This window comes from Dehalococcoidia bacterium, assembly GCA_028711995.1.
Lineage (GTDB): Bacteria > Chloroflexota > Dehalococcoidia > SZUA-161 > SpSt-899 > JAQTRE01.
Genome location: JAQTRE010000027.1, coordinates 1 through 22,075, shown reverse-complemented (window position 1 = coordinate 22,075; position 22,075 = coordinate 1). Strand labels below are relative to the sequence as shown.

General features: G+C 54.4%; 19 protein-coding genes. 8 read left to right on the top strand and 11 right to left on the bottom strand.

Going from position 1 to position 22,075, the window contains the following annotated elements; genetic code table 11:
* The first annotated feature begins 150 nt into the window (after positions 1 to 150).
* From ychF to PHV74_05940, 6 genes are all read left to right on the top strand, one after another.
* Positions 151 to 1,251 carry a redox-regulated ATPase YchF gene (gene ychF, locus PHV74_05965; protein ID MDD5093911.1) on the top strand — a complete coding sequence of 367 codons (1,101 nt, stop codon included), beginning with the start codon at positions 151 to 153 and terminating at the stop codon, positions 1,249 to 1,251.
* Positions 1,252 to 1,266: 15 nt separating this feature from the next.
* Positions 1,267 to 1,815, top strand: a complete 549-nt coding sequence (locus tag PHV74_05960) for a nitroreductase family protein (GenBank protein MDD5093910.1) — start codon at positions 1,267 to 1,269, stop codon at positions 1,813 to 1,815.
* 241 nt (positions 1,816 to 2,056) lie between these two features.
* The gene (gene rplI / locus PHV74_05955; GenBank protein MDD5093909.1) at positions 2,057 to 2,548 is read left to right on the top strand and encodes a 50S ribosomal protein L9; all 492 of its coding nucleotides are present in this window, start codon (positions 2,057 to 2,059) and stop codon (positions 2,546 to 2,548) included.
* Positions 2,549 to 2,651: 103 nt separating this feature from the next.
* Entirely contained in the window at positions 2,652 to 4,031 is a 1,380-nt protein-coding gene (gene dnaB / locus PHV74_05950) for a replicative DNA helicase (protein ID MDD5093908.1), read from the top strand.
* Positions 4,028 to 4,741, top strand: a complete 714-nt coding sequence (locus PHV74_05945; protein MDD5093907.1) for a DnaD domain protein — start codon at positions 4,028 to 4,030, stop codon at positions 4,739 to 4,741. The genes dnaB and PHV74_05945 overlap by 4 nt, the downstream gene beginning before the upstream one ends.
* Positions 4,692 to 6,047, top strand: coding sequence for an ATP-binding protein (locus PHV74_05940; GenBank protein ID MDD5093906.1), 1,356 nt, complete (start codon positions 4,692 to 4,694; stop codon positions 6,045 to 6,047). The genes PHV74_05945 and PHV74_05940 overlap by 50 nt, the downstream gene beginning before the upstream one ends.
* 117 nt (positions 6,048 to 6,164) lie before the next feature.
* Here PHV74_05940 and PHV74_05935 read toward each other — a convergent pair whose 3' ends face one another.
* The 10 genes from PHV74_05935 to tmk all read right to left on the bottom strand — a co-directional run bounded on the left by PHV74_05935 (position 6,165) and on the right by tmk (position 19,179).
* Positions 6,165 to 9,419: a UvrD-helicase domain-containing protein gene (locus PHV74_05935; protein ID MDD5093905.1), complete on the bottom strand. Its 3,255-nt coding sequence runs from the start codon at positions 9,417 to 9,419 to the stop codon at positions 6,165 to 6,167.
* 33 nt (positions 9,420 to 9,452) lie between these two features.
* On the bottom strand, positions 9,453 to 12,230 hold the full coding sequence (locus PHV74_05930; GenBank protein MDD5093904.1) for a PD-(D/E)XK nuclease family protein: 2,778 nt from the start codon (positions 12,228 to 12,230) through the stop codon (positions 9,453 to 9,455).
* A complete protein-coding gene (locus PHV74_05925; protein MDD5093903.1) occupies positions 12,227 to 12,778 on the bottom strand; it encodes a hypothetical protein in 552 nt (183 codons plus the stop codon). Before PHV74_05925 ends, PHV74_05930 begins: the two co-directional genes overlap by 4 nt.
* Before the next feature lie 37 nt (positions 12,779 to 12,815).
* The gene (locus PHV74_05920) at positions 12,816 to 14,063 is read right to left on the bottom strand and encodes a DUF2130 domain-containing protein (protein MDD5093902.1); all 1,248 of its coding nucleotides are present in this window, start codon (positions 14,061 to 14,063) and stop codon (positions 12,816 to 12,818) included.
* 51 nt (positions 14,064 to 14,114) lie between these two features.
* Positions 14,115 to 15,878, bottom strand: coding sequence for a formate--tetrahydrofolate ligase (locus PHV74_05915; protein MDD5093901.1), 1,764 nt, complete (start codon positions 15,876 to 15,878; stop codon positions 14,115 to 14,117).
* Between the two features lie 87 nt (positions 15,879 to 15,965).
* Entirely contained in the window at positions 15,966 to 16,916 is a 951-nt protein-coding gene (locus PHV74_05910; GenBank protein MDD5093900.1) for a tetrahydrofolate dehydrogenase/cyclohydrolase catalytic domain-containing protein, read from the bottom strand.
* Between the two features lie 104 nt (positions 16,917 to 17,020).
* Positions 17,021 to 17,710, bottom strand: coding sequence for a phosphoribosylformylglycinamidine synthase subunit PurQ (purQ, locus tag PHV74_05905; protein MDD5093899.1), 690 nt, complete (start codon positions 17,708 to 17,710; stop codon positions 17,021 to 17,023).
* A gap of 87 nt (positions 17,711 to 17,797) precedes the next feature.
* Positions 17,798 to 18,256 carry a GatB/YqeY domain-containing protein gene (locus PHV74_05900; GenBank protein MDD5093898.1) on the bottom strand — a complete coding sequence of 153 codons (459 nt, stop codon included), beginning with the start codon at positions 18,254 to 18,256 and terminating at the stop codon, positions 17,798 to 17,800.
* 20 nt (positions 18,257 to 18,276) lie between these two features.
* Entirely contained in the window at positions 18,277 to 18,480 is a 204-nt protein-coding gene (gene rpsU / locus PHV74_05895) for a 30S ribosomal protein S21 (protein ID MDD5093897.1), read from the bottom strand.
* A gap of 66 nt (positions 18,481 to 18,546) precedes the next feature.
* Positions 18,547 to 19,179 carry a dTMP kinase gene (gene tmk / locus PHV74_05890; protein MDD5093896.1) on the bottom strand — a complete coding sequence of 211 codons (633 nt, stop codon included), beginning with the start codon at positions 19,177 to 19,179 and terminating at the stop codon, positions 18,547 to 18,549.
* 168 nt (positions 19,180 to 19,347) lie between these two features.
* Between tmk and PHV74_05885 the strand changes: the two genes are divergently transcribed.
* Entirely contained in the window at positions 19,348 to 20,796 is a 1,449-nt protein-coding gene (locus PHV74_05885) for an MFS transporter (GenBank protein ID MDD5093895.1), read from the top strand.
* A gap of 141 nt (positions 20,797 to 20,937) precedes the next feature.
* Positions 20,938 to 21,573: a hypothetical protein gene (locus PHV74_05880; protein MDD5093894.1), complete on the top strand. Its 636-nt coding sequence runs from the start codon at positions 20,938 to 20,940 to the stop codon at positions 21,571 to 21,573.
* Positions 21,574 to 21,625: 52 nt separating this feature from the next.
* On the opposite strand, the gene PHV74_05875 is transcribed toward PHV74_05880, so the two are convergent.
* Positions 21,626 to 22,075 (bottom strand): trehalase-like protein (locus tag PHV74_05875; GenBank protein MDD5093893.1); only part of this gene is annotated, 450 nt, incomplete at its 5' end.

Genomic DNA, 22,075 nt, shown 5'->3' with positions numbered 1-22,075 from the left:
TAATACATAAAAGTCGGGAATCTGATCTCTGACAGGTCAGTTGAATTGTATCACAGTTCGAGTCTCAAGGTCAGCGGTCGGAACTCGGCTGTGTCAGAGTACTCCCTATAGAAGTTCCCCAGGTTGAGGGGTCTGACAGGAAGCGGGATTATGGAACTGGGTATTATCGGGCTCCCCAAGAGTGGGAAAACAACGATCTTTAACGCGCTTACCCGTGGCAGGGCGGAGACTTCTTCCTATACCACCGGGATGATTGCGCCCAATTTGGGCATGGTCAAGGTGCCGGACGAGCGGCTGGAAGGCCTCAGCAGGCTTTTCAAACCGCAGAAGACCACGCCCGCGGAAGTCCGGTATGTGGATATCGGCGCGCCTCCTAAAGGATTCGGCAAGGGGGAAGGGATCAGCGGCGAATTCCTGACGCATATCAGCCGGGCGGATGCATTGATCCATGTGGTGCGCGTTTTCGAAGATGCGGGCGTTCCCCATGTGAACGAGACCATTGATCCGCAGCGAGATATCGAGTCTATGGAGATGGAGCTGGCCTTTTCCGATATGGCCATCATCGAGCGCAAGATGGAGAGAATCAAGGATTCCCTCAAATCGGCCAAGGCCCATGATCGAGATGTGGCGCAGAAGGAGATGGCGCTGCTGGAGCGGGTGAAATCGGCATTGGAAAAGGGAACGCCGATTCGCCAGCAAGGGTTAACGGAACCGGAAGACCGGGCGCTGGCCAACTACCGTTTTCTCACCGCCAAGCCAGTGCTGTTGCTCTTGAATATTGGTGAGAGTCAGCTTGACAGGGCTGAGGCTCTTGAAGCCGATTTCCGCGGTCGGTTAAAGAACGAGACGTGTGATGTGGCTGCTCTTTGCGGCAAGTTGGAGATGGAACTGGCCCAGATGGACGATGCTGAAGCGCAAGTATTCCGCCAGGATATGGGCATCGGTGAAGCGGGATTGGCGCGGGTAGTCGCTCTTTCCTATAAGCTCCTCGGATTCATCTCCTTCTTCACCGTGGGGGAGGATGAGGTTAAGGCTTGGACCATCCGTGAAGGGACAGTTGCCCAGAAAGCGGCGGGAAAGATTCATACCGATCTGGAGAGGGGGTTCATCCGGGCGGAGGTCATCGGCCAGGACGATCTGGTGAAAATGGGAGGGCTTGCCCCGGCGCGTCAGAAGGGATTGATTCGGCTGGAAGGAAAAACCTACGTGGTAAAAGATGGAGATGTGATGACCATTCTGTTCAATATCTAGAGATCGGGGGTAGATATGGAACTGATGCAGGCGATCCTCGAGAGAAGAAGCGTACGGCGGTTTAAGTCCGATCCGGTCAGCGATGAACTGATCAACACGGTTCTGGAAGCGGGACGCTGGGCGCCATCATGGGCCAATACCCAGTGCTGGAGATTCATCGTGGTGCGGGATGACCGGGTTAAGGACTTGATATCAGAGGCCGTTCATTCAGCCAACCCTGCGAGCAAAGCCATTCGGAATGCCCCGGTTACCATCGTGATCTGCGGCGAGCTGAAGAAGGCCGGTTACTATCACGGAGATGTAACTACAGACAAGGGCGATTGGTTTATGTTCGATACGGCGCTGGCCACTCAGAATATGGCGCTGGCAGCCCACTCCCTGGGGTTGGGAACGGTGATCGTCGGGCTTTTTGATGCCCAAAAGGTGGCTCAGGTGATGGAAGTGCCGTCGACTGCTCAGGTGGTTGCCCTGTTGCCCTTGGGATACCCGGAGGGAAAACCGACGGGCCCTTCACGGAAAGGGTTGTCGGACATCGTATTTCATGACAGATACGGGGTTGGATAGGGGTGAAGCATTCGATGTCTGGGGGATGTTTGGGATTTGTTCAAGGAACTCAAACTAAACCCCGTGGCCCCCAATCGTTGGGGGAATTGTTGAATTTGGGGGCCACCCCCAAACCCCCGGAAGGAGGCGTCCTTCACCTCTTTTGTTCCTACCCCTTTCCGTTTTGGCAGGGGTAGGGTAGAATAGCAATGTTGTTAACAGTTTTTCGAGTAAGAGTTCGAATGAGCAAAGGTGGATGGATATGAAAGTAGTTTTCCTTCAGGATGTTCCCAATGTGGCCAAGATCGGCGATGTTAAGACCGTGGCTGATGGCCATGCCAGAAACTATCTCTTTCCCAAAGGTTTTGCAGAGGTAGCCACAGCCGATGCGCTCAAGCGTGTCGAGACCAGGAAGCGGGCTGCGGCCAAGTTGCGCGAACAGCAGATGCAGGAAGCGCAGGGCGAGGCTCAAGTCCTGCAGAACGTCACTCTGACGTTTGCCAAGAGGGTTGGAAGCAAGGGTAACATGTACGGGTCGGTTTCCAGTATCGCTATCGTCCAAGAGCTTAAGCGGCTGGGGCATGTGGTTGAAAAGACCATGATTCATCTAGAAGAGCCGATTCGCAAACTCGGCACCCATGACGTTAAGATTGAAGTGGCCAAAGGTGCGATTGCCACCGTCAAGGTCATCATCGAAGCGGCTACTGAAGGTGAGGAAGGGACTCCTGAAGAGGCGGTTCCCGAAGAAAAGTAGCCCTTATTTGCCGCAAGCTTTAACCAAAATCACAGGGATCATCAGGGTAGCGTGACCGATCTTGGTCACGCTACCTCCTCATTAGCAATTCAATGGACCGGACATGAACGATGATAGAATTCCACCCCATGATTTAGATGCCGAGGAAGCTGTCCTGGGTTCGCTGCTCATCGATGATACGGCGATTCTCAAGGTGGCTGATCTGTTGAAGCCGGAGAATTTTTACCGTGACAAGAACCAGTGGGTTTATGCCGCCTGCAGTGCTCTCTATGAGCGCAACGACGCCATCAATCAGATCACGGTGGCCCACGAATTGGGACGGCGCGACAAGCTCGATGCGGTTGGCGGTCCGGCATATCTGAGCAACCTGGTTCAAAACGTGCCCACCGCGGTTCACGTTGAGCACTACGGCAAGATCGTACAGCGCCTTTCTGTGATGCGCAGTCTGATTGCGGCGGCGGGGCAGATTGCTGATATCGGCTACGAAGCGCCTCCGGAAATCGATCTCGCCCTCGAAAGAGCCGATAACCTGTTGTTCCAGCTTCGGCACGGGAGAAAGTCCCGCGAGTTTGTCCATATTCGGACCATACTGGATAGCTATTTTGAAGAGACTAGCTTTGCCGCACATGCCGATGAAGAGGGCTTTCTTCCGCACATCAATACTAGCTTTACCCTGCTGGATAAAAAACTGACGGGTCTGCATCGTTCCGATATGATTATCCTGGCAGCGCGACCTAGTATGGGCAAAACGAGCCTGGCGATCAACATCGCCCGAAATGCTGCCATTAATCAGAAAGCCAGAGTGGCTATATTCAGCCTGGAGATGTCCAAGCTGGAGCTGGCCTATCGTTTCATCTCCGCCGAATCTGGAATCAGCAACCAGTTACTTCGCACGGACCAGCTGACTGAACTGCAACGCGATAGGGTGATGCGCTCTCTGGAAACAATCGCTGAGGCTCCAATTTATATTGATGACTCGGCTTTCCTGAGGGACTCGGATATGAGAAGCAAAGCCCGCCGTCTGAAAAACGAGGCCGGGATCGATTTGATCATCATCGACTATATTCAATTGATGCGTTCCGGCAGGCGTACGGATAACCGTGTTCAGGAAATGACCTATATCTCGCAATCGGTCAAAGAGCTGGCCCGCGATATCAATGTGCCGGTGCTGGCCGTATCGCAGCTCAGCCGCGCCGTGGAAACGCGTACTCCTCACACCCCGATGCTTTCCGATCTGAGGGAGAGCGGTTCGATTGAGCAGGACGCGGATGTGGTGCTCTTTATCTATCGGGAGGATGTTTACCATACGGAAGAGGAATGGGCGCGGCTCAATCCGGACAGGCCTTATCCCAAAGGCGAAGCCGATGTCATTATTGCCAAACACCGCAATGGCCCAACCGGAGTGGTCAAGCTCCATTTCAACGAACGTATTACCAAGTTCGAGAATGCGGAAGTGGTTGCGGAGAAGCCATCTTTGCTATGAATGATGCGAAGCGCTTTGAGGGGTTCTCGCCCAGAACGGGTTTCACTCCGATCCCCAACCCGTTCTTCAGCTCCGTTCTGCCCGATATCCGGGACATGGCCGAGTTGAAGGTGACGCTTCATATCTTCTGGGCGCTCTATGCCAAAAAGGGCTATCCCAAGTTCATCACCTGTAGCGAGCTTCGGGGGGACCGGGCGCTGATGATGAGCCTGAAGGGCAATGGCTCGGCAGAGGAAGAGCTAAAGCGCGGCCTGGAAATGGCGGTGAGTCGGAAAACACTGCTCTATTTAGGAATCGATAGAGAGGGCACCCTTGAGCAATTGTATTTTGTGAATGATGAACAGAGCCGCAGGGCCATGGTGCAGATAGAGAGTGGGGATATTCAATTGGGCGGGCTGGTCAGGATAGAGCCGGCATCCACCGAGGAAAAGCCCAATATCTTCTCCCTTTACGAACAACACATAGGGCTTCTGACTCCCTTGATTGCCGATGAACTCAAGGAGGCAGAAGATCGCTACCCTGCCTCGTGGATCGAGGATGCCTTCAAAGAGTCGGTGGTGCTTAACAAGCGCAGTTGGCGCTACATCAGCAGAATCCTGGATCGGTGGGACTCCGAGGGAAAGGATTATGGAAGAGCTAGGGAGAATTCTAAAGAGGACATTGCCCCAAAAGAATACCTCCGAAAGTACGGGCATCTCACCCGAAAGTGAACCTGCGGAACCTGAGAAGTGTCCCATTTGCAAGGGGCGCGGCTGGGTAGTTCTGGATGTTCCGGTGGATTCCCCTGATTTCGGGAAGTCGTTTGACTGCCGGTGTACGCTAAGGAAACTGGCTGGCGAGCGAGTGGACAGGCTCGAACGCTATAGCAATTTAGGGCCTTTAGTTCGGCTTTCCTTTGCCAATCTGAAATCAACCGGCCTGGATAGCGATCCGGAAAAACAGCAGCAGTTTGAATCCTGTTACAAGGAAGCCAGGGCCTTTGCGGATAAGCCGGAAGGATGGTTGGTGCTCACTGGTCCCAGCGGCTGCGGAAAAACTCATACCGCGGCTGCTATTGCCAATCATTGCCTCAAGAGGGGGTCGCCGACGTTCTGGACCATTGTCCCCGATTTCCTCGATCACCTTCGGGCTACTTTCAGCCCCAACAGCGATGTAAACTATGATTCCCTGTTTGAACGGGTGAAAAACGCTCCCCTGCTTGTTCTGGATGACCTGGGAACGCACAGTAGCACCCCTTGGGCGGAGGAGAAACTTTTTCAGGTGCTGAACCACCGCTTCAATGCCCAGCTTCCAACGGTGGTTACGGCGATCACTCTGGATAATCTGGATGAACGCTTGCAGACTCGCCTTCGCAGTCCGGGTTTATCGCGTGAGTTGAAGCTGCGGATACAGGGACCTCCGCTTTTCACTCAAATCGGTGGGTTAAGGGAATCGGTGATGCGTTTGATGCGCTTCAACAATTTCGATATTGAGGGGATGAATGCCGATAAGGAACAGCGAGAAAGCCTCAGGGTGGCTCTGGAAGCTTCTCGCCGTTTTAGCGAATCGCCGGAAGACTGGCTGGTTCTGATAGGGCCAGCAGGTTCCGGTAAGACCCATCTGGCGGCGGCGGTGGCCAATCGTCAGATTGAATGCAGACGCCCTGTGTATTTTGCCAGTGTCCCGGAGTTGATTGATCGTCTGCGTCCCACTTTTCGTTCCGACGGCAAGCGGGAAAATGAGCTGAGCCTTGAGGCGATCAAAGGGGGGCCGCTCCTGATTCTGGACGATTTCGGAATGGAGACAGCCACGGCCTGGGCCAGAGAGAAGCTATACCAAATCATCAACTACCGTTATAATGCCAAGTTGGCCACTTTGATCACGGCTACCTATCCGGCTATGGAGAGCCTTGATGTCCGACTGAAGTCGCGTTTGGAGGATACCAAGATCAGCAATATTATTCCTATCGGCGCTCCGGATTATCGCGGTCAGGATAAACCTGCCACCAGCCCCAGGAAATATAAGAAGAGGGTATGAATCGGGAGCAGGTAGCGGCTTGCAGTCAGATTGGGTTGGTGCTTGAGGAGTTCATGGGCATTGGTCTTCTGGCGATGCAAGGGGTTGCCGGAAAGTTGGGGTTATGATTGATGGGTCCTATCCTCTTTGATGGAGGGGAGGAAGGTCAATCACTCTTCCTGCTCCTGTGAACACCAGACGGATAGCGATGGCAGAAGGATCGAACCCAAGCATCCGGGAGAGCGACTGAGCGTACAATGAAAGCTGCGGGCGATATCGTTGGATGCTTTCGGCTAGTTTGTCATCATTTGAAATCTCATCGCTCTTGAAGTCGATGAGCGTGGCCCTTTGAGGCTTGCCTGACTGATCCGTCACGATGACAACCCGGTCGAAGGTGCCTGTCACCCATTTGTCGTCCAGGACGATCTCGAAGCCCTTCTCCCGCCATAATGCTGTGTTTGCTTCGGGGTGGGCAAGGGCTTGGCGAACCTCATCGATCGATAGAGCCCACCGGAACTTTTCGATGACCCGTCGCTTGAACTCTGCTTCGGCCGATGACTTCAAAGACCAGTTGGCAATTAACTCCTCGATATCCGTCTCCTCGATCCATCCGACCTTTGCCAGGAGTTCATGCATCGCCGTGCCGAAATCCAGACTTTCCCGATAAGCTCGGTCAAAGAGCATTCCGGCATTCTGCTTGTTCTCGGCCAGCGCCGAGGGCGATATCTGGATCAGATGCCTTCGCTGGGAGGCCTGTCTGGTAAAATCCTTTGAGAGTTGCGGCAACTCGGTCGGTTGAGGAGCTTGCTCTAGACTCGGAATCTGTGTATACCAGTCGCGCTCGCCGGTTTCATAGAGGCAGACTATGGGGGGCGAAGCATTTGGCTTGCCAAATGCTTCGCCCCCTCCCAGTTGTGTTTTAAGGAAGGCCGCCGGATTGATTACGGTCGACGTCTTGCCGGGGAAAGAGGTGATCATATAGAGCGCGTTTTTGGCGCGGGTCAGGGCCACATACTGGACGCACAGCGCGTCGAAGCAGGCGGTTTCATCGGCGATTTGCACCTGCTCCGCCAGGACCGGATCGCTCCGGGCGATGATACGGCGAGGCATCTTCAGCGCCCAGAGGGGCTGGCTGGTTTCAGGGTCGCGGGCGATGGCCAGGTCGATATCCCGGCTTTCGGTTATTGCCTGCCCCTGCAAATCCGGCAGGATGACTACATCGAATCCCAGGCCCTTGGATTGATGGATTGTCATGACGCGCACTGCATTCTCGGCGGCGAGTTCGTGAATGTCATAGCTCTCGATAAATCGCAGAAGCTCATTGCAATCCCTGCTGCCACTGGAATCGAACTGCCCGGCGGCATCGATCAAGTCTTTGAGCCGCTTTCTCCCGAAGTCATCGAGAGGGTGAATTGTGTCTAGGAAAGCACCCCAGTGGCGCAAGAACGAGGCGAACCCGCTCGATTGTATCTCTCGCAGCAAAACCAGAGGCAGCGTCTTGCGGTCCAGCCCTTTCTTCTCCAGGTGCTGGCGTAACGGACTCATTTGAAGGTGATGCCAAGCGAGGGTATCTCCGGGATGGGCCGCGAACTTCACCAGAGAGAGCAGCACTGCGACGACAGGGTTATCGGCAATGGTTCCCCTTCCCTCGTGGACGATGTTCATCTCGGCGCACTCGGTTCGAAGAAAATCGACAAGCTCCTTGCCGGTGTCGTTTTTGCGCACCAGAATTCCCACGGAAAGGCCCCGGCTGCCCGGTTCGATCTCTTTCAGCAGATGGGCCACGATCTGGAATCGATCCTCTTGGGTGGGTTTGATCTCGCCGTTGCAAGAATCCGGCTCCAGAAGTGCCGCATAACCGTGTTCGGGGACTTTTCCCTTCTGGCATTGATGAGTCTGCCAGATGTGCTGCCACTCCCGGATTGTTCTCGAAGGCAATTCGGTTGGCAGGCTCGAGAATACGCGGTTAACCGTATCGATGATCGGCTGAGAGGACCGGAAAGAGGTGTTCATCGGGCGCTGCTCGATCAGCCCCTCATACTGCTCCAGAATTCGGCCGAAAAGCCGGGCGTTCCCCCCGCGCCAGCCGTAGATGGCCTGCTTCACATCGCCGACGTAGAAAAAGCTGCGCTCGCCGCTTGTGTCCTGCAGGATTTCGTCGGCCAGGTTGGAGAGCGCTGCCCATTGCAGATCGCTGGTATCCTGGAATTCATCCAGCAGCCAGTGATCCAGCCTGCAGTCGAGGCGGTAATCGATGTAGAGTCGCGATTCCTGACCGGCCATTCGGCTCAAGAGCGCCCCACCGCTGTGTTCGTTGGCTGGCGTCAACAGGTGCTGGACGTCATCGAAGGTGAGCTTGCCCTGATGCCGCATCCTGCTGTCATAGAATTGCTCATATTGGTTCAGGACGCGATAGATGCCGCGGGTTCGCTGCAGGGCCGTGTGCAGTTCCGTCTGCATTACGTGAGTTAGCAGGGATAATGCCAGCCCGCTTTGCCGTGGCGAAAGATCATAACCCTTTCTGCCGCCGATCCGAACCGTGGCTTTCCCACAACGAAGGTCGTCGATGTCTTCGATCAGCTTCTCAAAGAGATATTCGATGTCCCTCGACCATGGCGAGCGGTTGTCGAATTTGCGGACGGCGTCGATGAAGGTAGTCCAGCGATTCATCACGCTTTCGGAGAGATCATCTCTGCCCAGGAGTGATAGTAATTCCTCGGCGATGGCATCGAGGCCTTTGATCTTCTGAAGCCAGGGAGATGCTATTGGCCAGATCATTTCCGGACTTCCCCAAGAGGATTCATCAGGCAAAAGTTGATAGCAGCCGCGATACTGGGAGATGAAGGCGTCGAGGTTTCGTTCCAGCCCCTTTTCTTCCTGTCCGAAGGTTGCCAGCTTGAAAGCCTCCAGAAACTGTTGCTGGGCGGAGCGGTCTAGGTATCGCTGGTTGAAGATTTGCCCTAGAATCTCCTGCCGCGCCGCTTTGGCAGAGGCGCCTTCATTATCCATCAGCTGAAAATCGCTGGGGATTCCCAGTTCCATGGGGAAGGCCCGGATCACGCCGACGGTGAAGCTATCGAGTGTGCCGATGTGAAGCCGATGGAGACTGTGCAGCAAATCCCGGAGCAATCTCAGGAAGTCGAGCTGGTCCATTTGCGGATGGCCGATCAGGTTCCCTGTCACGGCGGCCTGCTGGGACGATGAAGCGGCCTGACTCAGGTACTTCACCAGAGAGTCGAAAATCTCGCCCGCAGCCTTTCGAGAGAAAGTGAGGGCGATGATCCGGTCCGGTTTGACGCCGCCGGCCAGCAGCCGGATGTATCGGTGGGCAAGATGGAAGGTCTTGCCCGATCCGGCCGAGGCCGCTATTGCCTGGTGTTTGATGTTAGCCATAATTCTTCCGTAGGGGCGAATAATCATTCGCCCTTACAATTCGACGCAATCCTCGATCGCCGCCGGGAACAGAGCCGCAAAATCATCGTACTGGACTTTGGCCGCTGGAGGCCAGAAGCGGCCGTTTTGAATATCTTCGATCACGCCTTCGGCGCAGCCTTTGGAGGACTTCATCAGCTTGTCATTGAAATCTTCCCAGATCGTCAGGCCGGTTTCCGTGATCGCCTTGGGCAGATTGAAATATCCGAACTCGATTGGCCCGGCGAAATCACCCAGAAGCATCAGCCGATAGAGTGGCAATTGCAGATCCCCCCAGCGCTTTTCCTTTTCGGCAATGAATACCCGGGCGTAGTCCCGCGCATCCTTTGATGCCGAAAGGAGATGCACAGCTTCTGGCTTAGTGGCCTTCTCTGAGGTCTTATAGTCGAGAATCCGAATTCGGCCTGTTTGTCGATGGCGATCGACTCGGTCGATTCGGCCACTGACTTGCATTCCCTTCAGCGAGGTCTCGACGCGCCACTCAGATTTATGGATTTCCCAACCTTCGCCAACCAGTTCTGCCTGCACACGCGCCGCCGCCGAAAGGCGCTGGATGGCGGCCAGAAGTTGAATTTCGATTTGGAGTGGCGGCGATTTACCGAAGCGTTCTTCGGCCCACTTCTCCGCTTCGGTGGATAGAAAACCAGCCAGCTCGGAAGCATTTTCGCAGCGGCGCATGCGCTGGTTTTGGGCCATTTGCTTCAGGGCGTGGTGTACAAGCGAGCCGAAATCCATGGCGTCCAGCTCTGTTTTCTGATCATCCAGCGCCTCCATGCCGAGGATGTGTTTCATGTAAAAGCGGAAGGGACATGCCATGTAATCCTTGAACTGGGTAACGGACATCTTCGTAGGGGCAGGTTTAGAACCTGCCCCTACCATGAGGCGAAAACTGATTGTCGGCGGGTGGTTATCACGCCGCTCTTCAGCATCTCCGAAGAGACGTTCGGCGCGGTGCGGCAACTCGGTATCATCACAATAGAATAGCAGCCGGGAAGGTTTCAACGGATCTCCGGCACTGCTGGTTTTCCCGGCCAGAAGAGAGACCCGGCCCGCGGCTTTTCGCGATTCGATGAGCTCTTGCAGGATATAGATATCGGTTGCCAGACGCATGGAATCGTCGGGGAGATTGAGCTGAATTCGCAGAGAGTCCGGCAGGAAGATATCGCCCAGACGGCTTGCCGGGACCATTTCCTCGTTCATTCCGGTGACGATCAGGAAGGGGGCATCATTCCAGGGCAGCTCCAGCCAGCCCTCCAGGTCGATCACAGCCCCTTTACGCATCAGGGAATAGCGCTGTTCGCCCAGTCTCTGGATGAGGAGCGCCAGTGTCTCCCTTTTCCCCAATCCGAGGATGCTGACGGTCTCGCTTTCAAATTCACGCAGCGTGGCGTCAATGAGTTTAGCCACCTCGATAAATTCCCCGTCTTCTGGCTTGGCAGGATCGACGGTTCGAATCTCATAGACCATCTGCAGCAGTGACCGGACGGCGCTATCGAGGCCGATCCTTTCAAAGTCATCAATCAATCTTTGGGTGAATGCTACTGCCTTCTCCAAGTTATCGAATTGCGGCGGACAGGTTTTAGTAGAGAAGCGATCGGCGATGTCTTTCCACCCGGACGGCAGGTGCTCATTTTGAAACCGATCCAACTCTTCCAGCAAAAGGTGTGGCGAGAGGCCGATCCTTTCCAGAACGTCCGCGTGCCGCAAGAAAGCGCTGAATGATTGGTAGCTGCCTTCAGTCGCCAGCGTGTGAAATGAATCGAGAAGGTGGAACAGCGGGTGCTCCGTGGCTGGCTTTCCGGCAGGATCGAATGGCAGCAAGCCTCTATCTTCCAACTCGGCCCAGAGATGAGGAGTGATGCTCGGATCAGGCACGCCGATGGCGATATCGGCAGGACCGAAACGGTCCTTCTCAGCGGCCATGAGGTGAAGCGCTTTCTGGCTCTGGGATGGCGGCGATCCGGCCAGGATAATATTCGCTTGCGGGTCCGGGATTACGATTCGGGAATCGCGCCACTTCTCCGGGATCGGCCGACCCCATTGGTCGAACCAGTCGGCCAGCGATTCGGGAGCATGAATCAGGATCACAATGGAGATTCGTTTCGCCAGATTTTCAAGGGCCCTGATCAAGAGGGGAGTGGGATCGGGGACGGCGGCGATGATGATGCGCTCGATTCTGGCCGGTAGCTCTGGCTTGGATGTTTGCTCGATCATGAGCTCGATGGGGTCCCGTTTCCCGACTTGGCTGAGCCGCGCGAAATAGGCCGTTTCCAGTTCCGCCAAATCCTGCCATCGTTGAGGTTCCTCCAGCACGCTATCGAATTCTCGGTGTACATCTGCGATGCGATAGCCTCCGTCTGCCAGCGCATCTCGAAGGCGCTGGATCATTCTGCCGGTATGGAGCGCCCAGGAGAGTCGCTGCTCGGGTATCCGAGCCGGAAAGAGCCCGCAGAGATGCTTGAGGTCGGCATTCATCAAGAGGTGAGCCCAGATTGCCGATACCTCTGTCTTATTGGCAATGTTTGGTTGTGCTTTGGTTCTGCGCAGAAAATCACCGGGGGTCTCGACAAGAGGGGGGAGCAGCACTGTGTTGTGCTCAGCGCAGCCGTGCGCCAGTGCTTCTCGCAGCCGACGTCCCGCCTGGCGTGTCGGCACGATGATCAGGTCTTTTCCCATATCTACCGGGCCATTGGGTTGGGAGGGAAGGAAAAATGAACGCGCTTTTTGAGTCAGCGGCGCATCCCAGTTGAGGAAATGGCGTTCTAAAGTCATCCTTTACGACCTGCAGTGATATTGGCGGGATTCTCCTCGTCATCTGCCCAACGCATCGGGTTGTCTGAGACGTATTGGCGGATTCTGGCAAGGTCGGGCTCGTCACGAATCACGTGTTCGAAGTAGTTGCGTTGCCAGACGGTGTAAATACCCGTGTTTGTCCGAAACCATTTGGTTACGCCGATTTTGAAACCACGAACAATGGAGCCGATCGTTTTTGATGTGCCATGCGGCAACGGTAGGGGCGAATAATTATTCGCTCCTACGGAATGCGTGATGACAATGATCCCGTGCACATGGTTGGGCATAACCGTGAACGCGTCCAATTCCGCGTGCGGAAAATGGAGTGGAATATCAAACCAGCATTGTTGGACAAAGTGGCCCGTATCATTCAGCCGCATCTCTCCATTCACAATCTCCCCAAATAGACAATCCCGATTTTGGGTGCAAATAGTAATAAAATATACCCCAGCCTGAGAATAGTCGTAGTCTTTGAGACGCGTGGAACGGCGATGGTGTTTGTCTGAATCAAATCTGGCGTGATTCATTGTTGGGTTTTGGGTAGGGGCGAAAAATGTTTCGCCCCTACGGTTCGTCTTCAAGGCCGGATTCCAATCGCCTCGGTTCAATTGGCCCGAGCTCCAGAACGGCCACCTCCGGCAGGGATGCCCCGATGATGCCGCGCATATCGCCGTACATTCGGGCGGTATTGATGGCGATTCTTTGAATGTGCTTCTCCCGCTCTTTCCAAATTTTCTCCATGGCCCGTTTTTCTTTGCTCAGCTGCTGCTGCATCATGTCAAAGGTTTCCCCGATGGCCCGGATCTTCTGGCTGAACTCCGGTCCGGAGAGGTACTGATAAAGGGCTTCCATCTTCTCATTTTTGCCCACCTCGGCGGTCCGGGCAAAGGCGAGGTCTACCAGATTCGCCCTGAGGGCAGTGGCCAACCCGATGGACAGATTGAATCGCGTCACCCAGACGCCATCCATGAGACTAAAACCCTCCACCTCTTTAGGCATTGCTTCGGTGACCAGGACCGAAATATTGGCGCCGATCTCTCGCTGGTCGTCCTTCAATTTCTGCAACCAGGCATCGCTCCAGTGTTTGGTGTGCTTTGCCTCCCAGAGAATGATCCCGCACGGTTTGTGATGGGAATCGAAGACGTTTTGCACCACGTCGGCGCCTCTGATTCCCTTGGGAACGGGCTGGATATCGTCAAAAGGGAAAGCAGTTTTGAGGATGTTCTCCAAGTCCAGTTCCTGTACTTCTCCCTGTGTTTGCATGGAACCCTGGGCCGCTCTCCGCTGGGCATCTTCCAGGGCTTGCTTCAAATCACGGATCAGCTTCTCTTTTTCCGCATCCTTCAGGCGATGTTCCTCGGTGAATTTGCTCAGAGCCTCCTGTTTCACCTGGTCTCTTTCGGTGTCCATCTTTCGAGTCATTTCCAGCTCAAAAGCCTGTTTTCGTTCTTCGAGCTCTCTGGCCTTTTTCCTCAGCTCAAGCTCAGCTTCGCGGTGTTCGGCGATCCGTTTCTCTTTCTCGGCAACCTGACACTTGAGGTCATCAAGTTCAACCTTGACTCGATCCTCAATCTTTCTAGCCTCCTGGATGTGCACCCTACTGATCTCTGTCTTGAGTTTGGCGGCAACCTGCTCCTCCACCGTTTTCTGGGCCTGGCTCAACTGCTTCTCACGTTCCAGAAGAGAAGCTTCCCTTTTGCGGACACCGCTTTCAAGCTCGGATTTGAGACGATCCCGAATCTGATGTGTCAGGACCTCCGATATGGGGATATTGAATCCACAGTTGGGGCATTTGACGATTTCATCAGCCATAATTGCTTCCCTCTTCCCAACGGTATGGGTGACTTGTGGGATGCGGAAGGTCTAAAACAGACCGCTGACCTTCCCGGTATGCACATCAACGTCGACTCTGCGGAAGGCCGGATTGGAGCCGGTTCCGGGCATCAGGCTGATGGTGCCGGCCATGGGGCAGAGGAATCTGGCGCCGGAATAGATCAACACATCACGGATGGGCAGTGTCCAGCCTTTGGGGACTCCTTTCAGGTTCGGGTCATGGGTTAGGCTGAGATGGGTCTTCACCATCATGGTGGCATAATCGGCATATCGGGGATCGCTTTCCAGCATCTTTGCTTTGGCCTCAGCCTGAGACTTCCAGAAAACGCCATCGGCGCCGTAGACTTCCCGGGCGATCAGATCGACGCGATCCCGCAGCTTCATCTCTAATGGATAGAGGAATTTGAAATCGACCTTTTCGTTACAGGCATCGATCACCGCATCCGCCAGATCGAGAGCTCCCTCACCGCCCCTCAGCCAGTGTCTGGAGGCGGCACAGCGAGCGCCTGCCTCCCGGGCGATCCGCTGGACCAGATCGATTTCGGCCGGGGTATCGGTCTGAAAAACATTAATGCAGACCACCGGATTCATCCCGGACTTACGGATTGTCTGGATATGGTGGATCATGTTCTCGCATCCCTTATCCACCAGCTTCAGATTTTCATGTGCGTACTCGTCAGGCAGCTTGACACCGGGAATGACCCTGGGCCCGCCACCGTGCATCTTAAGCGCCCGGATAGTGGTGGTCAGAATGGATACATGCGGCTTCAGTCCGCTCAAGCGGCATTTGACGTTCCAGAATTTTTCAAAGCCGATATCCGCCGCAAAGCCGCTTTCGGTGACGTGATAATCCCACAGCTTGAGTCCAAGACGGTCGGCGATGATGGATGACTGGCCGATGGCGATATTGGCGAACGGACCGGCATGGACCATGCAGGGCTGGTACTCCACAGTGGACATCAGGGTCGGGTTGATGGTATTGCGCATCCATGCCGTCATCGCATTGCCAACTTCCAGGTCACCTGTGGTTACCGGATTTCCGCTTCTGTCGAACGCCACAGTGATTTCGTTCAGGCGCTTCTTGAGATCGGCGAGGTCTTTGGCAATGGCCAGGATGGCCATACATTCGGAACTGGCGGCGATTCCGAACTTCGACTCCATGGTGTAGCCGTCCATGCGGCCACCCAAACCCGTGACAATATTGCGCAGATTTTGGGCGCAGAAATCGATCACCCAGCCCATCTCCACGCGGGTGGGATCGATATCCAGGCGGCGCATGCCGCTAAGCCTCTGCAATTGCTCATCGGTGTAGTTGCGCTCATGTTGCATGCGGGCGGTGAGCGCTACCATCCCCAGATTATGAGCGTTCATAATCTCATTGATGTCTCCTGTGAGGCCGAGAGAGAACTCGGTCATAGGGATGAGTAATGCATTTCCACCGCCTGCTGCAGTCCCCTTGACGTTCATGGTTGGACCGCCGGAGGGTTGTCGGACGGCGCCACCGGAATGCTTGCCCCGTTTGGCAAGGCCCTCGATTAGACCGATGGTAGCAGTGCTCTTGCCTTCTCCCATGGGCGTTGGCGTGATGGCCGTTACCTCGATGTACTTCCCATCAGGCTTATTCTTCAGGCGATCGATGATTCTCAGGAAATCGAGCTTTCCCAGTCGGCCCATGGGAAGCATTTCTTCTTTTTGAAGGCCCAATCGCTCAACCCACTGCTCCGGAGTGAGCATGTGCTCCTCGGCCGCTTGCGATATCTGCCAGTCTTGCATCAGGGTTGGATCGTAAGCCATATCTCTATCCCCGTGTGTTCAGTTGAAAAACCCCGCCGCTGGCGGCGGGGTTTTTCAACTGAACACTTCTTATCCTGATGTTTGCTTTTATTTTGGGCGAGCTGCGCGCCGCTCGGCAGCTACGACCGTATTCATCATGAGCATGGTGATGGTCATCGGTCCAACGCCGCCGGGAACAGGGGTTATGGCGCTTGCCTTTTCCTTAACGGCCTCGAAATCCACATCGCCTCTAAGATCGGCCACCATTTTGCCGGGCTCTTTCTTGCTCGGTTTCATCCCAATGCGGTTGACGCCCACATCGATCACTACTGCGCCTTCCTTGACCATGTCCGCCTTGATGATCTCGGGAGAGCCCATGGCAGCCACCAGAATATCCGCCTGAAGCGTATATTTGGCCATGTCCCTTGTTCCGGTATGGACAACCGTGACTGTGGCATTGGCACGCTTGTTCTTCTGCACCAGCATGGCTGTAAGGGGTTTGCCGACCAGGTTGCTCCGCCCGCAGATCACTACATGCTTCCCTTCGGGCGGATTGCCGCTGCGCATCAGCAGCTCTACTACACCATGAGGGGTACAGGGCATAAAATCAGGATTGCCGATGAGCATCTTACCCACATTTACAGGATGAAACCCATCGACGTCTTTTGCCGGGTCCATGAGGTTGAGCACCTTGTCCGAATCGATGTGCTTGGGGATGGGAGTCTGAACCAGGATACCGTCAACGTGCTTGGCTTTGTTCATCTCACGAACTTTGGCTAGGAGGTCCTCTTCGGAAGCCGTCTCGGGAAGGACATACGTTTCCGACCATATCCCGAGCTCTTTGGCAGCCTGCTCTTTTCCGGTGACATAGGAAACAGAAGCCGGGTCATCCCCGACGCGGATCATCACCAGCCCCGGAGTTGTCCCCAACTCCTTGAGCTTGATCACTCGCTGCTTCAGTTCGGCCCGAATCTCCCTGGCGATCTCGGTCCCGGATATGATCTTTGCTGTCGTATCTGCCGTCCTTTCAGTCGAGGGAAAACGAAAAACTGTCTTCATACTTGCTTGGCGACTCAGCCCATTATACTATGCTATTCAGCATGAAAACAATAACTACTGAACGACAGTATTAGGCGCTGACACCTTGGGGAAGATTTGCAGTGTTAAGCCCGGGTGGAAAGGATGGAATCGAAGAAGATGCGGCCGTCCACTCCACCAAGGATCTCTTCGCAACACCGTTCGGGGTGGGGCATCATCCCCAGCACATTTCCCTCTTTGTTGGTGATTCCGGCGATGTTGTGCAGTGAGCCGTTGGGGTTGGAGGCTTCGGTGATATCGCCGGATGACGTTGAGTATCGCAACACCACTTGACCATTGGCTTCAAGCTGAGCGATGGTCGCCTCATCGGCATAGTAACATCCATCGTAGTGGGAGATAGGAACACGCAGGACCTGCCCCTTTTGGGAATCGGCAGCAAAGGGAGAAGAGGTGTTTTCCACTCTCAGGTGAGCCCATTGACATCTGAATTGCAGATGGATGCTTCTCAGCAGGACACCAGGAAGTAGCCCTGCCTCACAGAGTATCTGAAATCCATTGCAGCTGCCAAAGACAAGTCCGCCATTGGCGGCAAAGCGTTCCACCGCGCTGATTACCGGCGAGAAACGGGCAATGGCTCCTACTCGCAGATAATCTCCGTAGGAGAAGCCGCCGGGGAGGATCACACAATCGAACCTGGAGAGATCAGTATCCTTGTGCCATACGTAGTCAACTTCTTGTCCCATGACTTTCCCCAACACATGATGGAAATCCATATCGCTCCACGTTCCGGGGAAGACGATGACTCCAAATTTCACGGCTTAAAAGTCTCCTATATAAACAACAGAAAGGAGCAAGTACAGAGCTTGTTCCTTTCCAGTGAAAGCAGTCAATTCCAAGGGGTATTAAGGGCCACCCAAAAGCCGGGACACCATCTCATTGATCACTTGTCCATCAGCCTTGCCCTTGAGTTGGGGCATAAGCTTGGACATGACCTTTCCCTTATCTCTCGGACCCTGGGCACCCGTCTCTTCGATCACCTGACGGACAATCGTCACTATTTCATCCGCAGACATCTGCTGGGGAAGGTATCCCATGATAATCGCCAATTCGGCTTCTTCGCTGGCCGCCATCTCCTGGCGATTGGCCTTCTTGAATTCAGTGACGCTCTCTCGGCGCTGCTTTGCCTGGCGCGATAGCACATCTATCACCCCAGCATCATCCATGCTGCCTCTGGCAACCATCTTTTCGATCTCAGCGTTCTTGATCGCCGCCTTGACCATACGCAACACTGACAACCGCACCTTATCGCCCGACTTCATGGCCTGTTGCATATCGGCCGTCAGCTTATCTTGCAGCGTCACTTCACTTTTCCTCTCGATGATTATCTGCCGAAGTAAGCGCCCTTCGAACTTCTGCTGCTCTTGCGTTTCTTGGTGGCTCTCTTCCTCTTCCGCGCTATCGATGGCTTCTCGAAGTGCTCGCGCCTTCGGTATTCAGAGAGGATGCCCGCTTGTTGCACTTTTCTGTTGAATCGCTTGATGGCGCTTTCCAGTGACTCGTTTCCCTCTATCTTTACGTCAGTCAATCAGTATCGCCCCCTTCCGAAAGTTTTTCTAACCGTGAGGATTATAGCTATTCGGCAATCGAACTGTCAAGGAATGCCCTTCTGCAAGAGGAGTTTATCCAACTCTTGCCCGATCAGTTTGCCGGTTTTGCTTTTGGGTTGAGCGGCATCGAGTACCCGCCAGCGATCGGGATCGGCATTGGCCATAGTGACGTAACCCTGCCTGACCCGACGGTGAAAAGGGATTTCCTCCTGCTCGAAGCGATCCTTTGTAATCGCGGCGCCTTTCCGCTGAAGTCCGTCTTTAACATCCAGATCAAGCAGGAAAATGATATCCGGGCGAAGCCCTCCCGTGGCGATCGAGTTAATGGATTGGATCGTCTCCAAATCCAATCCCCGTCCGTAACCTTGATAGGCTAAGGTTGATTCGGTGTAGCGATCACAGAGAACGATTCTGTTTTGATCCAGCGCAGGGCGAATGACCTCGGCCACCAACTGAGCACGGGCAACGGCGAACAGAAAGAGTTCGGTCAAGGGATTCAGCTCTATCTCCAGTCGGTGTTTCAGAAGTTTTCTGACCACGTCTCCTACAGCAGTTCCCCCCGGCTCTTTGACCAGGCTCACGGGGCGTCCTGATCGGGAAAGCCGCCGATACAGTGCTCGTGCCTGCGTGCTCTTCCCGCCTCCTTCAACACCCTCGAATGTTACAAATATGCCCATTTCTGTTTCCCTGGTACGGCTACGGAGCTAAGGGTACAACAAGTGTGGGTTTCAGTCAAGTAGGCGTGCCCTCATCTTCCTTAGAGAGCTGAGGGATGGCATAATAGATGAAGTGACATATGATCGTAACCATCGAACGTGGAACGATGTCATAAATGAGGATAATCATTGCCGGAGAAGGAAATGGGTGAAACTGGGGCAGCACCGGGACGAAGACGAATTGACAGGAAATGGCTGATCCTCTCAGCGGTGATGCTGGGCGGATTCATGGCGCCCCTTGATGGTAGTATTGTAAACACCGTCTTGCCTGATATCACGCAGTATTTCAAGAGTGATATTTCAATCGCTCAGTGGGTGCCGACGATTTACCTCCTGACTATCAGCTGCCTCATCCTGCTCTATGGTCGACTGGGAGACATGATCGGCTATCGGCGGGTTTATCTCTTTGGACTGGTTGCTTTCACGATGGCTTCTGCGTTGTGTGGGACTTCCCAGAATATCTGGATGCTCATTGGATTAAGAGCTGTGCAGGGGCTTGCCGCCGGTATGGTGATGGCTGTGAGTACTGCCATCGTTACTGCAGCCTTTCCTCCCAAGGAGCGTGGCAAAGCCATCGGTATCTATGTCATCAGCATTGCTGTGGCTTTGAGCCTCGGGCCTACTATTGGCGGGTTGATTGCCGAGTATGCGAGCTGGCGTTATGTCTTTTTCATCAATGTGCCCATCGGTATTGCTGCTTTCGTTTGGAGTGTTCGCATCATACCTCGCGCCGATACCCATCCCGGGCAACGTCTTGATGTGGCCGGAGCGGTAACCGCCTTTGTTTTCCTCGCGGCATTGCTTCTTTATGCCAATAGAGGGGCGGATTGGGGGTGGGGGTCTCCTGCGCCAGTTGCACTTTTGCTGACGGCATTCGTTTTTGCGGGGGCGTTTCTTTTCATAGAGAAGAGGTCAGAGCAGCCGATGCTCAACCTGGCGCTGTTCAAGAGTCAGCGCTTCAGCTTTGCCAGCATCAGTGCGCTGTTCAATTACATGGCTTTGTTTACGGTAATCTTTCTGACCCCGTTCTATTTAGCCTTCGCACTGCATTACAGCATATTGAAGGTGGGATGGGTAATGGTTGGAACCCCCTTAGCCACTCTATGCTTCGGCCCGGCGAGCGGCATCCTTTCAGATCGCTTTGGTACCAGGATTTTCGCGGTGAGTGGGATGTGTGTCAGTGCGCTGGGTTTGTATTTGCTCAGCGGTTTGAAGGAATCGACGGATGCCCTTGATGTCTTTTGGCGGCTGGCAGTGGTCGGTGCGGGAATGGGCCTCTTCCAGAGTCCAAACAATAGCGCCATCATGGGGAGCGTCACTCCCCAATACCTGGGGGTTGCTTCAGGGGTGATTGCAGCCATGCGCAACGTCGGCATGGTGCTTGGCATAGCTGTCGCCGGCGCTGTGCTTTATGGTTTTGCCCCTGTTGTAGCGTCAAACACAGCACATTCCTTGAGCCCCGGCGACATTCACGAGTTTCTTAATGGGTTGCACTGGGCCTACATCACGGGGGCGGGTTTTGCTGCCATGTCTGCGCTAACTGCTCTTTTAGCGGTGGATCGTCAGATCCAGACTTAGAGGGCCTTTGATCAGGTGGGCACTGAGAGTTTGTTAGTGCATGAGAAAAGGGCTATAATCAATCAGCCAATCAGCACGATGAGTCAATTGATGAAGGCGTAGGCAAGACAATCCATTCCCGACGAGAATGAGGAGAGGACCGTGAAATCAATCAAGAATCTAGTGGGGTTTTTGCTATTCGGGTTCATCTTTTGGCTTCCAGTCGGGATTGTACTTTTTGCCGGCAATTGGGCGTTCGGGCTCCTGGAAGATTCGGGGCATGGCTTTCTTGATATGGCGACCCCCTGGGAGAATATCCGCACCGGTCTTGGGGTTGTGCTTTGGGTATTCGCGTTCTTTTTCACCGGGTTGATCTTGAAAAAGACCTATGTTGGCGATTTCATGTCCGGGGTTCCGGTGGTGGGGTTCTTCTTCCGGAGAACCGGAGAGGCCATGACTCCTGATAAGCTGAGGAGTCTGACTCCCTGCCTCTTCCTGTATTCTCCAACGTGTATCTCTTATGGCTGGCTGCTTTCTCGAGAAGGCGTCAAGAGCAACGATGAGAAGACGACGATCGAACTAATTAACGTCTACTATCCTAATGTACCGACGATGGTGACCGGGCAAGTCTTCGCGGCACGGAAGGAAACGGTGATGAAACTGGGCAACCCATCGAAAGAGATATTCGACGTTTTGCTTTATGGGTTGAGAACACCGGCATATATGGAGTATCTTCCCTGGGAAGGTGAAGCGGATCAGGATTTTAGGGAAAGGGTTGAGCGCTTTGGGTCGCTCTAGAACCATTGATCGAAGAGCCCAGGAGACGTGGTGATTGCCAGCAACACCTGTTTTACATGACCGCTGCCAGAGAAGACCAGCTGAAGTCTTTTTCACCCCCGCCTTCACCCGTGAGCGGATTGTAGTATTCCCGAAATCCTGAGCGCTCGGCCAGATACTTGCTTGCCTGAGATATCCCATCTGCCAGTTTCCCATGCCCATGTCTCTTGAGGCCCTCGGAGATGAGCCAATTAGTGTTGATCCATGTTGGGCCGCGCCATAGATATCGTCCCGAACCTGGACTGAAGAAGCTGCTGTTCTTTGGCACTGAAGGGATGGGGAAGCGGAGGCCGAATTCATCGGGGTTTGTCAGATGGCTCACCAGTGCTTCGTAGTCTTTGTGGGGCACATTGTTGAGAGTGAGCGGCATTAAAGCGGATATGCTGGGTTCCCGGATGAGATTCCCGCTGACCCCGTCGATATCAAAATAGAGGCCGGTAGCCGGATCGAAACACTCACTGAG